Genomic DNA, 13,965 nt, shown 5'->3' on the forward strand with positions numbered 1-13,965 from the left:
GCCGCCGGCGCCGCGGCGGTTCAGGCCGTGGGGCGCTCCCGCTTGGGGAGCTTGGCCACCACCATGTCGTACGACGAGTCGACCGCCTCGGTCAGCTCCTCGTCGTCGATCCCGCCGTCCAGGCGCAGCGTGTTCCACCCGGACCGGCCGATGTAGGGCATCACGCTGGCGTCGCCGGGGTGTCGGTGCAGCCACTCGTCGGCCACCTCCCGGGTCGGCCCGCACTTGATGCCGACCGTCGGCTTGCCGCTGTCGCTGCCGAGGAACGCGAAGATCCGGCCGCCCACCTTCACCACCTCGTCGCCCTCCCACGGTTGGTCCAGCCATGCTCCCGGCTTGGCCAGGCAGTACGCCAGCATCTCCGCGCGCTCCATGGGTGCCTCCTCGTCGTGCGCACAGTGTGCCCGCCCCGCGGCCGTCGCAGGCGCGGCGTGCCGATCCGGGCGTCGGCCTGCTCTCCCGGCCGGCCCACCCCGCTCGGCAAGATCGCGCTCGGGGATCTCGTGGTCTCCGCCGAGGTCGAGGCCACTACTTCCATGTTCGGGAACGATCTTGCCCGTGCCAGCGCGGTCGTCAGGTGCTCTGCTCGGCCGAGCGGGCGGCGACCCGCTCGTAGCGTTGCCGGGCCGCCTGTGCGCTGCCCAGCCCCAGCCCGTACGCGATCGCCTGCCAGGTCAGCCCCCGGTCGCGGGCCAGCGTCAGCAGGCCGGCTTCCAGGGCGTCCAGCTCGGCGCGGACGTGGGGCAGCAGGGTCAGCGCGGCGGTGAGGTCGGCTGCGTCGATCGGCTCCTCCGCGGGTTCGCGCTCGGCCCCGCCGGCGGCGAGCGCGGTGACCAGGGCGACGGCCTCCCACGGGTCGAGCACGTACGGGTGGGCCCACCGGCCCCGCCGCGTGTCGGTGCCGGCGTGCCGCTCGCTGATCCGCTGTAACGCCTCGTGGGTGCGGTGGGCGCGGGCCCGGCCAGGGTTCGGCGCGGTGAAGATGTCCTCGGTCGTCATACCCCGAGCACACCGCATGAACGCCTGATTGTCAACGAAATGTTGAAGCCTGGTGGCACGGGCATGCCGTGCCGCCAGGCGACGCCTCAGAGCGCCAGGTTGAACTTGCGCTCGTCGTGCATAGGTGTGCAGTACGGGTCACAGGGGTGCGCGTTCAGCACGCCGAACGCGACGCCCGCTGCGAACGGACGCTCGACCGGGACCACCGCGATCCGCACCTGCTGGGTGCCCTCCGCGCAGGTGACCCTCCGAACCGTCGTGCCCGCGCGCATCGTCTGGCCGACCGCCTGCGCGACCTTGACCTCGAGGTCGAAGTCGATGGCCTTCGAGCAGGTCACGGTGACCGGCACGATCGCCGCCGCGCCGTTCGCCTCGATCTTGCCCGTGGCGCCGACCACGAACGCGGTCACTGACGCGTTGTCGGCCTGCGCCGCGGCCCGCAGCGGGACGCTCGCGCTGGCCGACGGTGTGAAGGCCACTGTCGCGGCTGCCGCGACGAGCCCGGTGGCGATCAGTGGTCGCCGGATGCTCCGTACGGTCATGGTGATTCCCTCCCGTGATGTCGTCGCTCCCTGCGACGACATCGGGAACACTCCCGAGCCGACGGTCCGGTTTCACTGTTCGGCCGGCTGTCTGATGTGCGACGTGAGTCTTGTTCGGGCCGGCGCTGAATGGTCGGCGCGCCGGGCCGGTGGCGGGATGGGTACCGTCGGGACATGGCCCTGTCGTCCGGTGACCGCAGCACCGACACCGACCTGGCGGCGCTGGCGGACCTGCTCGCCGGTCCACTGCTGCCGGCGGCGCGCGGGCTGCTCGGCTGCCGACTGCACGCCGGCGGGGTCACCGTCCGGATCACCGAGGTCGAGGCGTACGCGGGAAGTGGCGGCGATCCCGCCTCGCACGCCCATCGGGGCCGCACCCCGCGCAACGCCGTGATGTTCGGCCCCGCTGGGTACGCCTACGTCTACTTCACCTACGGGATGCACTGGTGCATGAACGTGGTCACCGGGGTCGAGGGGGCGGCCTCCGCCGTGCTGCTGCGCGCCGGCGAGGTGGTCGACGGGCTGGCCACGGCACGGGAGCGCCGGCCGGCCATCCGGCGGGACCTGGACCTGGCCCGCGGGCCTGCCCGGCTCTGCTCCGCGCTCGGCATCGACCGCGAGGCGTACGGGGCGTACCTGCTCGGCGACGGCTCGGTCCGCCTGCGGCCCCCGGCCCGGCCGGTGCCGCCGGAGACGGTGGTGGCGGGTCCCCGGGTCGGGGTGACCGGCGCCCACGACCTGCCCTGGCGGTTCTGGCTGGACGGCGATCCCACGGTCAGCGCCTACCGCCGGCACGTGCCGCGCGTCCGGCGCTGAGCGCCCCTTGCGGCGTGTGGGCGCCGGAGTCTGTCGGGGGGTGTGGCCATAATCACCGGACCTGCTCACCGACGGTTCGGAGGACGTCATGGCGACACTGCTCGCGATCGGCACAGCCAAGGGATTGTTTCTGGCCACCAGCACCGACGACCGGCGCAGTTGGGAGATCACCGGCCCGCACTTTCCGATGACCGGTGTCTACGCGGTCGCGGTCGACACCCGTCGTTCCACCCCGCGGCTGCTCGCCGGCATGACCAGCTCACACTTCGGCCCCAGCGTCGCCACCAGCGACGACCTCGGCGCCTCCTGGGACGAGCCCGACCAGGCGCCGGTCGCGTTTCCGGCCGACACCGGCGTCTCCCTCGGCCGTGTCTGGCAGCTGATGCCGGCCGGCCCCGACGAGCCGGACGTCATCTGGGCCGGCACCGAGCCCTCGGCGCTGTTCAAGTCCACCGACGGTGGTCGCAGCTTCGAGCTGGTCCGTTCCCTCTGGGACCACCCGCACCGCCCACAGTGGGAGGCCGGCTTCGGTGGTCAGGCCGTGCACACAGTGCTGCCCCACCCGCGTGACCCGGCTCGGCTGCTGGTCGCCATGTCCACCGGCGGGGTCTACCGCTCGGAGGACGCCGGGGCCAGTTGGGCGCCGGGCAACACCGGCATCCGCGCCTACTTCATGCCCGACGAGTGGCCGGAGTTCGGCCAGTGCGTGCACAAGGTCGCCCGGGACGCCGGCAACCCCGAGCGGCTGTACGCGCAGAACCACCACGGCGTCTACCGCTCCGACGACGACGGCCGCACCTGGTCCTCGATCGCCGATGGGCTGCCCAGCGACTTCGGCTTCCCGATGGTGGCCCACCCGGGGCGCGGCGGCACGGTGTGGACCTTCCCGTTGGTGGCCGACGGCGAGCGGTTCCCGACCGACCACCGCTGCCGGGTGTTCCGCTCCGCCGACGCCGGCGGCAAGTGGGAGCCGCTGTCGGTCGGGCTGCCCGAGGGCCCGTTCTATCCGGCGGTGCTGCGGGACGCGATGTGCGCCGACGACGCCACCCCCGGTGGCGTCTACTTCGGCACCCGCTCCGGCTCGGTCTTCGCCAGCCGCGACGAGGGCGACTCCTGGTCCACGGTCGCGGCGCACCTGCCTGACGTGCTCTGCGTTCGCGCCGCGGAGGTCTGAGCGTGGTCACCGTGCTGCTGCCCGGCCCGCTGCGCGGCGAGGCCGGGGGCGCGAGTCGGCTGAACGTCACCGCCGCCGGGACGCTGCGGGCGGTCCTCGACGAGATGGCCGTCGCGCACCCCCGGCTGGCCCGACGCATCCGCGACGAGCGTGGCGAGCTGCGCCGCTACGTCAACGTCTTCGTCGACGGGGAAGACTGCCGGCACTCCGGCGGTCTGGCCACCCCGGTCAAGGACGGCGCGGAGGTGCAGGTGCTGCCGTCGGTCGCTGGCGGCTGACCGGGCCGACACCGAGGGGATTCCCGACCCGATGTCCCGTTACGGGGGTGACCGGCGCCACTGCGGGGCGTCCCGCCGACGGAATAGTTGCGTCGTCAAATAAGTTGAGAGCTGTGTCCGGGTACCACGCCGGCACCCGGTTGACACGCGAGGAGCTGGTCATGCAGTTCGGAATCTTCACCGTCGGTGACGTCACGGTCGATCCGACCACCGGTCGGGAGCCGACCGAGCATGAGCGGATCAAGGCGATGGTCGCGATCGCGTTGAAGGCCGAGGAGGTCGGCCTGGACGTCTTCGCCACCGGCGAGCACCACAACCCGCCGTTCGTGCCGTCGTCGCCGACCACCATGCTCGGCTACATCGCCGCGCGTACCGAGCGGCTGCTGCTGTCCACCGCCACCACGCTGATCACCACCAACGACCCGGTGAAGATCGCCGAGGACTACGCGATGCTCCAGCACCTCTCCGACGGCCGGGTGGACCTCATGATGGGTCGCGGCAACACCGGCCCGGTCTACCCGTGGTTCGGCAAGGACATCCGCGCCGGCATCCCCCTGGCCATCGAGAACTACGACCTGCTGCACCGGCTGTGGCGCGAGGACGTGGTCGACTGGAAGGGCAAGTACCGCACCCCGTTGCAGTCGTTCACCTCGACACCGCGCCCGCTCGACGGCGTGCCCCCGTTCGTCTGGCACGGCTCGATCCGCAGCCCGGAGATCGCCGAGCAGGCCGCGTACTACGGTGACGGCTTCTTCGCCAACCACATCTTCTGGCCCAAGGAGCACACCCAGCGGATGATCGCGCTCTACCGCCAGCGGTACGCGCACTACGGCCACGGCTCCGCCGACCAGGCCATCGTCGGCCTCGGTGGGCAGGTGTTCATGCGCCGCAACTCGCAGGACGCGGTCCGGGAGTTCCGGCCCTACTTCGACAACGCCCCGGTCTACGGGCACGGGCCGTCGCTGGAGGAGTTCACCCGCGAGACCCCGCTGACCGTGGGCAGCCCGCAGCAGGTCATCGACCGCACGCTCGGCTTCCGGGAGTACGTCGGTGACTACCAGCGGCAGCTGTTCCTGATGGACCACGCCGGGTTGCCGCTGAAGACCGTGCTGGAGCAGCTCGACCTGCTCGGCGAGGAGGTCGTGCCCGTGCTGCGCAAGGAGTTCGCCGCGCTGCGTCCGGCGCACGTGCCGGCGGCGCCGACGCACGCCTCGCTGGTCGCTGCCGCGGGCGGTGCCAAGGACAGCACCGTGCACGCCGTCGACGACGTGACCGGCAAGGCGCCGGAGGGGGCGACCCGATGACCCGCCGCACCCTGGCCGTGGTCTCGGCGGGGCTGAGTCAGCCCTCGTCGACCCGGCTGCTCGCCGACCAGCTCGCCGCGGCCACCCGCGACGAGTTGGTCCGGCGCGGCTCCGAAGTGGAGCTGCACGTCGTCGACCTGCGCGAGTACGCCCACGACGTGGTGAACAACATGCTCACCGGGTTCGCGCCGGCGGCGCTGCGCGAGGTCATCGACACGGTGACCGGGGCGGACGGGCTCATCGCCGTCACCCCGATCTTCAGCGCCTCGTACAACGGGCTGTTCAAGTCCTTCTTCGACGTGTTGGATTCCGAGTCGCTGGTCGACCGGCCGGTGCTGATCGGCGCGACCGGCGGCACCGCCCGGCACTCGTTGGCACTGGAGCACGCCGTCCGCCCGATGTTCGCCTACCTTCGGTCGGTGGTCGTCCCGACCGCGGTCTTCGCCGCCCCGGAGGACTGGGCCGACGGCACCGCCGATGGCGCGTTGCGCGCTCGGATCCGGCGCGCCGCCGGGGAGTTGGCCGACCAGATCGAACGCCGACCGCCGGCCACCGGGCCGGCCGACCCGTTCGCCCTCACCACCGACTTCCTGCAGATGCTCGGCCGAGGTGACGGCGAGCCGGTCAACTGAGCGGGTGGGCGACCAGCACCGGGCAGTGCGCGTGCTGGATCGCCGCCTGACTGACCGACCCGAGCAGCAGACCGGCGAACCCGGCCCGGCCCCGGGTGCCCACGACCAGCAGCGACGCCGTGCCGCTGGCCTCGATGAGCCCCTGGGCCGCGCCGGCCGCCCGGACCGGATGCTCGCGCACCACCAGGTCGGGGTGTTCGGCGCGCACCACGGCGGAGGCGTCGGCCAGGAGTCGCACCGCCTCGGCCTGGTACGCGGCCTGCGACTCCTCGATCTCCTCCGGCACCGCCCGGTCGCCGTTCGAAGGACCGACGTGCACCAGCACCAGCGGCACGTCCCGTAGCGCCGCCTCGTGAGCGCCCAGACCCACGGCGAGTCGGGACGACTCGGAGCCGTCCACGCCCACCAGCACCGGGCCGTCCACCGGGATCGGCTGCTCGTCCGGGCGGACCACCAGCACCGGGCAGTGCGCGTGCGCGGCCACCTGCGTGCCGACCGAGCCGAGCAGCAGCCCGGCGAACCCGCCCAGGCCACGGCTGCCCACCACGACCAGCTCCGCCCGGCGGGACTCCTCAATCATGGTCGCCCCCGGGCCCCCGAGGACCTGACGCACCTCGACGGCGAGGCCGGGCCACCGGCCGGTCAGCTCGGCCGCCGTGCGCTCCAACATCTGCTGCGCCTCCTCGGACGGCGCCGGCACCCCGAGGTCGTACGGGTTGAGTGGCACGCCGTAGCCGGACGGATGCAGGTAGCCGTGCACCAGGAGCAGCGGTCGGGACCGGAGCACGGCGGCCCGCGCCGCGTGTTCGGCGGCGACGAAGCTGGACGGCGATCCGTCCACGCCCACCACGACAGGTCGGTTCATCGGCGCTCCCTGGGTCGGTCAGGTCATTGTCGACCGCTCAGCCGCGTAGGTGGGGCCGGACGCGCCGGCCCCGGCGGTTCCGGCCAGCCGCCCGCCCGGCACTTGCACGTAATTACGTAAGTTCGTAGTATCGACATGTGAACACCGTGGAAGATCGACTCGCCGCGCTGGAGGCACAGGTTGCCGCGTTGAGCGAACGGCTCGCCGCCGCACCGCCGCCACCACCCGCGCCCGAGGGCACCTTCTGGGCGCTCGACGGCCTCAAACAGCGCCTGCCAACCGACGGGTCGGGCGCGGTGCTCTACACCGGCACCGTCCGCGTCGCCGGCCAGCACTACGACTGGCAGTACGGCCGCACCGTCGACGACCTGCTCGCCGCCGACTGGACGGAGCTGCCCAGCACCCTCTCCGCGTTGGCCCACCCGGTGCGGCTGCGGCTACTGCGGGAGATCCTCGGCGGCCGGCAGAGCACCAGCGAGCTGGCCGAGATCGAGGAGTTGGGCACCACCGGCCAACTGCACCACCACCTGCGCCAGATCACCGCCGCCGGTTGGCTGCGCAGCGCCGGCCGAGGCCGGTACGCGGTCCCCGCCGAACGCGTGGTGCCGCTGTTGGCCATCCTCACCGCCGCCGGCCGCTGACCAGACGCGGCTCGGCCGCCCGTCCGACGACCCCCACGGAGGAACCACCATGCGCCGCACGACCGCCACCGTCCTCGTCGTCGTGCTGATCGCCGGCCTGGTCGGGGTGGCGTTGATGCCCCGGGTGCCCCGACTCGGGGCGCAGACCACCGGCGATCGCGACCTGGCCGCTGCCGCCCGGTCGGCCACACCCGACCCGTCGGGGCTCCGCGGGCTCGCCGTCGCCCTGGTCGAGAACGGCCGGATCCGCACCGCCGGCCTGGGTGACCGGGACCTCGCCGGTCGGCCCGTGGAGCCGGGCACCCCGTTCGAGATCGGCTCGGTCACCAAGGCGCTCACCGGCATGCTCCTCGCCGACCAGGTCGCCGCCGGTGTCGTCGGCCCCGACGACCGGCTCGGTAGCACCTGGCCCGAGGTCACCGGCCCCGCCCGCGACGTCACGCTCGCCGAACTCGCCAGCCACCGCGCCGGCCTGCCCCGGCTGGCCCCCGGCTCCCCGCTGGGATGGGCACGCATCCTCTGGTCCAACGTCTCCGGCGGAAACCCCTACGCCGGGCAGGGCGTCGACGCCATCCGCAGCGCCACCGACCGGATCAGCACCGACGACGACGAGCGCGGCGAGGTCCACTACTCCAACCTCGGGCCGTCCGTGCTCGGCCACGCGCTCGCCGCGAAGGCCGGCGTCGCGTACCCCGAGCTGCTGCACGCCCGGCTGTTACGGCCGCTCGGCATGACGGCCACCGTCATCGCCACCCGCGACGACGACCTGCCGGCCGGTCGCGCCCAGGGCAGCCGGGCCGGCGGCCGGCCGCTCGATCCGTGGACGGGAGCCGGCTACGCGCCGGCCGGCGCCGGCCCCTGGTCAACGGCGGAGGACCTCGGCCGGCTGCTCGCCGCGACCCTCGCCGGCACCGCACCAGGCGCCGACGCCGCCACCGCCCGTTACCGCGAGGACGACGACACCCGCATCGGGTACGGCTGGTTCACCACCCGGCACGGCGATCGCGAGGTGGTCTGGCACAACGGTGCTACCGGCGGGTTCCGGTCCTACGTCGGCCTCGAACGGGCGACCGGCCGGGCGGTGGTGGTGCTCGGCAACACCGACAAGGGCGTCGAGCCGATCGGGCTGCGGCTGCTCGGGATGTCACCGAAGGAGGCCGCCTCGGCGACGTCGATGGTGCTGCCGGGGATCGGCGCCGGCCTTGCGGTGGCCTTCACCTTCCTCGGCGGCCTCTCCCTGCTCGGCACCGCCCGCCGTCGCCAACTGGACCAGGTGACGCTGCTGGCGGCGGCGGTCTGGGCGTTCGCCTATCTGGGGTTGGGGCACCGGTTGGGGGACTGGTCGGTGGTGCCGGCCTGGCTGTGGCCGCTCGGCGCCGGCCTGTCGGCGGCGGGGGTGGCAGTGGCGGCGATCCGGTGGCGTGCCCTGCCGGTGGTCGACGCGCGGGTGCCGTGGCGTCGGCTGCTGTCGGTGGCGAGTTCGCTGGTGGCCGCCGTGCTGGCGGTCGTAGCCGTCGCCGGCTGACTCCGCGCCGCGGCTTCGCGTCACAGCCGTTGCGTACCCTCGGCCGATGACCTCCGATGTGCTGCTGCGCCCGGTCCGTGAGGACGACCTCGTCGAGTTCTTCCTGCACCAGCAGGACCCGGAGGCCAACCGGATGGCCGCGTTCGGCCCCAAGGACCCGTCCGACAGTCGGGAGTTCGCCGCACACTGGGCCCGGGTGCTCACCAACCCGGCGAACCTGGTCCGCACCGTCGAGGTCGACGGCGAGGTGGTCGGCTACGTGAGCGCCTTCCCGGCCGAGGGGCAGACCGAGGTCAGCTACTGGATCGACCCGGCGCGCTGGGGTCGGGGTCACGCCACGGCGGCCCTGGCCGCCCTGCTGCGCGAACTGCCCCGGCCGGTGCACGCCCGCGCCGCCAAGGACAACGCCGCCTCCCTCGCGGTGCTCCGCAAGTGCGGGTTCGTGGTGGTCGGTGAAGACTCGGGGTACGCCAACGGCCGCGGCGAAGACGTCGAGGAGTGGCTGCTCGTGCTGCCCGCCGACGGCCCTGACCTGGGCGGGCACTAGTCTCGCGGCGTGAACTGGTTGGATCTCGTCGGCTGGGCCGGCTCCGCGGTGCTGGTCTGGTCGCTGCTGCAGTCGCGCATCCTGCGGTTGCGGGCGCTCAACCTCGTCGGCTGCTTCGTGCTGATCGGCTACAACGCCGCGATCGAGGTCTGGCCCGGCGTCGGGCTCAACGTCGTGCTCGCGGTGATCAACATCTGGTACCTGCGCGGGATGCTCGCCACCCGGCACGACGAGAAGACCTACCAGGTGGTGGAGGTCGGTGTCGGCGACCAGTTCCTCGCGCACACGCTGCGGGTGCACGCCGCCGACATCGCCCGGTTCAACCCCGGCTTCCACTGGGACCCGGACGCGTCGGGCCGCTCGGCGTTCCTCGTGGTCACGGCCGACGAGGTGGTCGGCGTGGTGCTGTCGCACGCCGAGGCGCCCGGCGTCGCCCAGATCGACCTGGACTACGTGACCCCGAAGTTCCGTGACTTCACCCCGGGTGAGTTTGTCTACCGGCGCAGCCACCTGTTCACCGAACGGGGCTTTCACCGGGTGGTCAGCCCACCCCGCATGGTGGCCCCCTACTACCACCGGCTCGGCTTCCGCCCGGACGGCGACTCGTACGTCCTCGACCTGCCGGCGTCACCGTCGCCCCAGTCGGCGTAACTCACCGTCGCCCCAGCCGGCGTAGCGTCACCGACGCCCCAGCCGGCATAGCTCACCGTCGTCCGATTCGGCGTAGCCTCACCGTCGTCCGATTCGGCGTAGCCTCACCTGGCCCGATTCGGCGTAGCGTCGCCGGGGCAGGATTCGGCCGGCGCCGGACGGGGCAAAGACACGCCTACGCCGGGCGGGCTCGCCGACCGGCGGGTGCCGCGCGTAGCGGCCGGTGCCACCACCACGAGGGAGCGAACCGGGCGTGCAGAGCTACGGGAGCCAACTGGCCCTGGTCGGAGTCCTGGTCGTGATCAACGCGCTCTTCGCGGGCAGCGAGATGGCGTTGGTGTCGCTGCGAGACAGCCAGATCCAGCGGCTGGAGCGCACCAGCCGAGCCGGGCGGGTGCTGGCCCGGCTCGCCAAGGACCCGAACCGCTTCCTGGCCACCATCCAGATCGGCATCACGCTCGCCGGTTTCCTGGCCTCCGCCGCCGCAGCGGTCTCGCTGGCAAAACCCCTGGTGCCGCTGCTCGGGGTGTTCGGCGGCGGCGCCGAGACGGTGGCGATCGTGGCAGTCACCCTCGCGCTGACCTTCGTCACCCTGGTCTTCGGCGAGCTGGCGCCCAAGCGGATCGCCATGCAGTCCGCCGAGCGGTGGGCGCTGCTGGTGGCCCGCCCGCTCGACCTGCTCGCCAGCCTCACCCGGCCGGCCGTCTGGGCGCTCGGCGCCACCAGCGACGTGGTGGTCCGCCTGGTCGGGCTCAACCCCAAACACCAACCGGAGGAGATCGGCCCGGACGAGCTGCGCGACATCGTCGCCGGCAACCACGGCTTCACCAAGGAGCAGCGCACCATCATCGCGGGTGCCGTGGAGATCGCCGACCGGCGGTTGCGGGCTGTCCTCGTACCCCGGTTGCAGGTCTTCACGCTCGACAGCGGGACCACCGCGGAGGCCGCGCGGCTCGTGCTGGCCGCCACCGGGCACTCCCGGGCTCCGGTCGTGCGCCACGGCGGCCTGGACGACACGGCCGGAGTGATCCACCTACGTGACCTGGTGGGTGTGCCCGACGACCGCCCGGTCGACGAGATCGCCCGACCGCCGATGCTGCTGCCCGACTCGCTACCGGTGGTGGACGCGCTGCGCCAGTTCAAGGCCGAGCGTCAGCACATCGCGCTCGTCGTGGACGAGCGCGGCGCCGTCGACGGCATCGTGACGCTGGAGGACATCCTGGAGGAGATCGTCGGCGAGATCTACGACGAGACCGACCGGGACGTGCGCTCGGTGCGGCGCGACCCCGACGGTGCGCTGCTGCTGCCCGGCACCTTCCCGGTGCACGACCTGCCGGACATCGGCGTGGAGCTGCCGTCGCGTCCGGCCGGTGACTACACCACCGTCGCCGGGCTCGTGCTGGCCCGGCTCGGGCACATCCCCACCGTCGCCGGGGAGGACGTCACCCTGGACGGTTGGGTGCTGGTGGTGGCCGGCATCGACCACCGGGCGATCACCGAGGTACGGCTCAGCCGCGTACCCGATGACGCCGACGCCGACGCCGACACCGACCAGCCCACGGAGCCGGTGCTGGACGAGGCCCGCAGCTGACCGGTCCGGCGAATGCCGTCGCTCAGGCGGGCGAGAGGTTCTGCAGCCGGACCTGACCACGGGCGACCAGCCGCTCCTCGGCGTCGGTGATCTCCACCTGCCAGAGCTGCTGGCTGCGGCCCCGGTGCACCGGGGTACCGACCGCCCTCAGCTCGCCGTCCCGGACGGCCCGCAGGAAGTCGGTCTGGTTCGACACCCCGACCACCGTGCCGCGGTCGGCCAGCCAGAGGGAGCCACCCACGCTGGCCGCGGTCTCCACGACCGAGCAGTACACCCCGCCGTGCTGGATGCCGAACGGCTGGTGCAGCTCCGGGCGGACCTGCCAGCTGATGACCACCCGGTCGGCGCTGGCCTCCTCGAACTTGAGGCCGAGCAGGGCGACGAAACCGCCCGTCAGATCCGGAATCTCCATGGCAAAGCCCTCCTCGATCAACGAGGCGCAAGCCTAGCCGGGGCGGGTTGCGCCAAACCCGGTACGGGTTGGTGCCGGCGATGGGGGAGAATCGGTGACCGTGACCGACAGCAGCCCTCCGCCGTCCGGGCGGGACTCCCTGACCGATGACCTGCTCTGGCGTGGCCTGATACAGGACTCGACCGGCCTCGACGAGCTGCGCGAGCTGCTCGACGGTGGGAAGTCCGCCACGTACTACGTGGGCTTCGACCCCACCGCCCCGAGCCTGCACGTCGGCAACCTCATGCAGGTCCTCATGGCCCGCCGGCTGCAACTCGCCGGTCACCGGCCGTTGCTGCTGGCCGGCGGGGCCACCGGGCAGATCGGTGACCCGAAGGAGAGCGCCGAACGGACCCTCAACCCGCCCGAGGTGATTGCCGGCTGGGTCGAGCGGATCCGAGAGCAGCTCGCGCCCTTCGTGTCCTACACGGGGGACAACGCGGCCCAGTTGGTCAACAACCTGGACTGGACCGGCGAGATGTCGATCGTCGAGTTCCTGCGCGACGTGGGCAAGCACTTCCCGGTGAACAAGATGCTCGCGCGGGAGGTGGTGCGTGCCCGCCTGGAGACCGGCATCAGCTTCACCGAGTTCAGCTACCAGCTGTTGCAGGCCAACGACTTCTTCGAGCTGCACCGCCGGCACGGCTGTCAGCTCCAGTTCGGCGGCTCCGATCAGTGGGGCAACATCACCGCCGGCGTCGACTACGTGCGCCGGCGGGGCGCGGGGCCGGTGCAGGCGTTCACCACGCCGCTCGTCACCAAGTCCGACGGCACGAAGTTCGGCAAGACCGAGGGCGGTGCCGTCTGGCTCGACCCCACGATGACCAGCCCGTACGCGTTCTACCAGTTCTGGCTCAACGTGGAGGACCAGGAGGTCGACCGCTACCTGCGGTACTTCAGCTTCCGGACCCGTGAGGAGCTGGAGGAGCTGGCCAAGGCGACCGCCGAACGACCGGCGGCCCGGTTGGCGCAGCGGGCGCTGGCCGAGGAGCTGACCATCCTGGTGCACGGTGCCGACGAGACCCGACAGGCGATCGCCGCCAGTCAGGCGCTCTTCGGCCGCGGATCGTTGGACGAGCTGGCGCCGGAGACCCTGCGCGCGGCCCTGACCGAGGCGGGTCTCGTACGCCTCACCGGCGAATTGCCGGATGTGGCGGGTCTGCTGCGGGACTCCGGTCTGGTGAGTGGCCTCAAGGAGGCCCGGCGGGTGATCGCCGAAGGCGGCGCCTACGTCAACAACAACCGGGTGACCGAGGTGGACGCGAGGGTGTCGCCGGCCGACCTCCTGCACGGCCGATACCTGGTGCTGCGCCGGGGGAAGCGTTCGTTCGCGGGCGTTGAGCTGGGTGAATAGCCACCTGTCGACGATGTGACGGGGGACGCGTCCGGCGGATTTGACGATCATCCCGCCGGACGCGTAACTTTCTCTCTGCCAGCGCGGAACGGACGAAACAGGCGAAAGCCTGAGGCGGCCGGAGCGCCGGCCAACGGCCAGGGGGTCGGGTGGGCACGCCCACCGGAGCCCCAACCGGGAGGTGCCGCCAGAAACGCCGCGAGGCGGATTTGGCGCCGCGAAACCGACCGGGTATGGTTACGAACCGGTAGGGCACCGGGCGGGTCGCGAGAAATCGCGACGGCCGGCCTGCCGAATCCATGACGAGAGCGGCGCAAGCCGGTTGCGACATGGTGCCCGCGTTATCGGGTTGAAGCACGACGAACCGCGAAATATCGGTTTGACACGGCGGAAACGAGCGGGTAACGTAGTAAAAGTGCCTGGCGCTGAAAGCGCCGGTCGCGGAGCAGGAAAAGCCCCGAGATGGGTTTCACTGAGGTGGAGCTTTGATCGGTGTGTGGTTGTTCTTTGAGAACTCAACAGGGTGCTTGTAAAGCCAGTGCCAATTATGATTTATACCCCGGACTGGTCAGGTTTTGTGTCTGGCTGGTTGGGA

16 protein-coding genes are annotated in these 13,965 nt (G+C 72.1%); 11 read left to right on the forward strand and 5 right to left on the reverse strand.

The features are described 5' to 3' along the window. Nucleotides 1-20: 20 nt before the first annotated feature. From MED15_RS14700 to MED15_RS14710, 3 genes are all read right to left on the reverse strand, one after another. Nucleotides 21-374 (reverse strand): MmcQ/YjbR family DNA-binding protein, encoded by a 354-nt coding sequence (locus MED15_RS14700; protein WP_091402014.1) that lies wholly within the window; start codon nucleotides 372-374, stop codon nucleotides 21-23. Nucleotides 375-573: 199 nt separating this feature from the next. Beyond that, a complete protein-coding gene (locus MED15_RS14705) occupies nucleotides 574-999 on the reverse strand; it encodes a DNA-binding protein (protein WP_112584616.1) in 426 nt (141 codons plus the stop codon). Nucleotides 1,000-1,085: 86 nt separating this feature from the next. Further along, nucleotides 1,086-1,541: a hypothetical protein gene (locus MED15_RS14710; protein WP_112584617.1), complete on the reverse strand. Its 456-nt coding sequence runs from the start codon at nucleotides 1,539-1,541 to the stop codon at nucleotides 1,086-1,088. 174 nt (nucleotides 1,542-1,715) lie between these two features. Between MED15_RS14710 and MED15_RS14715 the strand changes: the two genes are divergently transcribed. From MED15_RS14715 to MED15_RS14735, 5 genes are all read left to right on the forward strand, one after another. Next, complete coding sequence (locus MED15_RS14715; protein ID WP_112735918.1) at nucleotides 1,716-2,357, forward strand: DNA-3-methyladenine glycosylase; 642 nt, start codon at nucleotides 1,716-1,718, stop codon at nucleotides 2,355-2,357. An 88-nt stretch (nucleotides 2,358-2,445) separates the two neighbouring features. Next, a complete protein-coding gene (locus tag MED15_RS14720; RefSeq protein ID WP_112604892.1) occupies nucleotides 2,446-3,531 on the forward strand; it encodes a WD40/YVTN/BNR-like repeat-containing protein in 1,086 nt (361 codons plus the stop codon). 2 nt (nucleotides 3,532-3,533) lie between these two features. Beyond that, nucleotides 3,534-3,809, forward strand: a complete 276-nt coding sequence (locus MED15_RS14725; protein ID WP_112584619.1) for a ubiquitin-like small modifier protein 1 — start codon at nucleotides 3,534-3,536, stop codon at nucleotides 3,807-3,809. A 161-nt stretch (nucleotides 3,810-3,970) separates the two neighbouring features. Continuing rightward, nucleotides 3,971-5,113: an LLM class flavin-dependent oxidoreductase gene (locus tag MED15_RS14730; RefSeq protein WP_091402257.1), complete on the forward strand. Its 1,143-nt coding sequence runs from the start codon at nucleotides 3,971-3,973 to the stop codon at nucleotides 5,111-5,113. Then, entirely contained in the window at nucleotides 5,110-5,745 is a 636-nt protein-coding gene (locus tag MED15_RS14735; protein WP_112699803.1) for an FMN reductase, read from the forward strand. The genes MED15_RS14730 and MED15_RS14735 overlap by 4 nt, the downstream gene beginning before the upstream one ends. Here the strand turns inward: MED15_RS14735 and MED15_RS14740 are convergent. Further along, nucleotides 5,738-6,610: a universal stress protein gene (locus MED15_RS14740; protein WP_112731058.1), complete on the reverse strand. Its 873-nt coding sequence runs from the start codon at nucleotides 6,608-6,610 to the stop codon at nucleotides 5,738-5,740. The genes MED15_RS14735 and MED15_RS14740 overlap by 8 nt on opposite strands. Nucleotides 6,611-6,747: 137 nt before the next feature. Between MED15_RS14740 and MED15_RS14745 the strand changes: the two genes are divergently transcribed. The 5 genes from MED15_RS14745 (at nucleotide 6,748) to MED15_RS14765 (ending at nucleotide 11,565) form a co-directional block, all read left to right on the forward strand. Then, nucleotides 6,748-7,251, forward strand: a complete 504-nt coding sequence (locus tag MED15_RS14745) for an ArsR/SmtB family transcription factor (RefSeq protein WP_244220461.1) — start codon at nucleotides 6,748-6,750, stop codon at nucleotides 7,249-7,251. 49 nt (nucleotides 7,252-7,300) lie between these two features. Beyond that, entirely contained in the window at nucleotides 7,301-8,776 is a 1,476-nt protein-coding gene (locus MED15_RS14750; protein ID WP_112735919.1) for a serine hydrolase domain-containing protein, read from the forward strand. Nucleotides 8,777-8,822: 46 nt separating this feature from the next. Further along, nucleotides 8,823-9,323, forward strand: a complete 501-nt coding sequence (locus MED15_RS14755; protein WP_112584623.1) for a GNAT family N-acetyltransferase — start codon at nucleotides 8,823-8,825, stop codon at nucleotides 9,321-9,323. 9 nt (nucleotides 9,324-9,332) lie between these two features. Next, entirely contained in the window at nucleotides 9,333-9,974 is a 642-nt protein-coding gene (locus MED15_RS14760; protein WP_112699806.1) for a YgjV family protein, read from the forward strand. 253 nt (nucleotides 9,975-10,227) lie between these two features. After that, nucleotides 10,228-11,565, forward strand: a complete 1,338-nt coding sequence (locus tag MED15_RS14765) for a hemolysin family protein (protein ID WP_112735921.1) — start codon at nucleotides 10,228-10,230, stop codon at nucleotides 11,563-11,565. 22 nt (nucleotides 11,566-11,587) lie between these two features. On the opposite strand, the gene MED15_RS14770 is transcribed toward MED15_RS14765, so the two are convergent. Then, nucleotides 11,588-11,977, reverse strand: coding sequence for a PaaI family thioesterase (locus MED15_RS14770; RefSeq protein WP_112584626.1), 390 nt, complete (start codon nucleotides 11,975-11,977; stop codon nucleotides 11,588-11,590). A gap of 100 nt (nucleotides 11,978-12,077) precedes the next feature. Here MED15_RS14770 and tyrS point away from each other — a divergent pair, with 100 nt between their 5' ends. Next, nucleotides 12,078-13,370, forward strand: coding sequence for a tyrosine--tRNA ligase (tyrS, locus tag MED15_RS14775; protein ID WP_112584640.1), 1,293 nt, complete (start codon nucleotides 12,078-12,080; stop codon nucleotides 13,368-13,370). Nucleotides 13,371-13,965 lie beyond the last annotated feature (595 nt).

Source organism: Micromonospora noduli (genome assembly GCF_003264475.1).
In the GTDB taxonomy this organism is placed as follows: Bacteria; Actinomycetota; Actinomycetes; order Mycobacteriales; family Micromonosporaceae; genus Micromonospora; species Micromonospora noduli.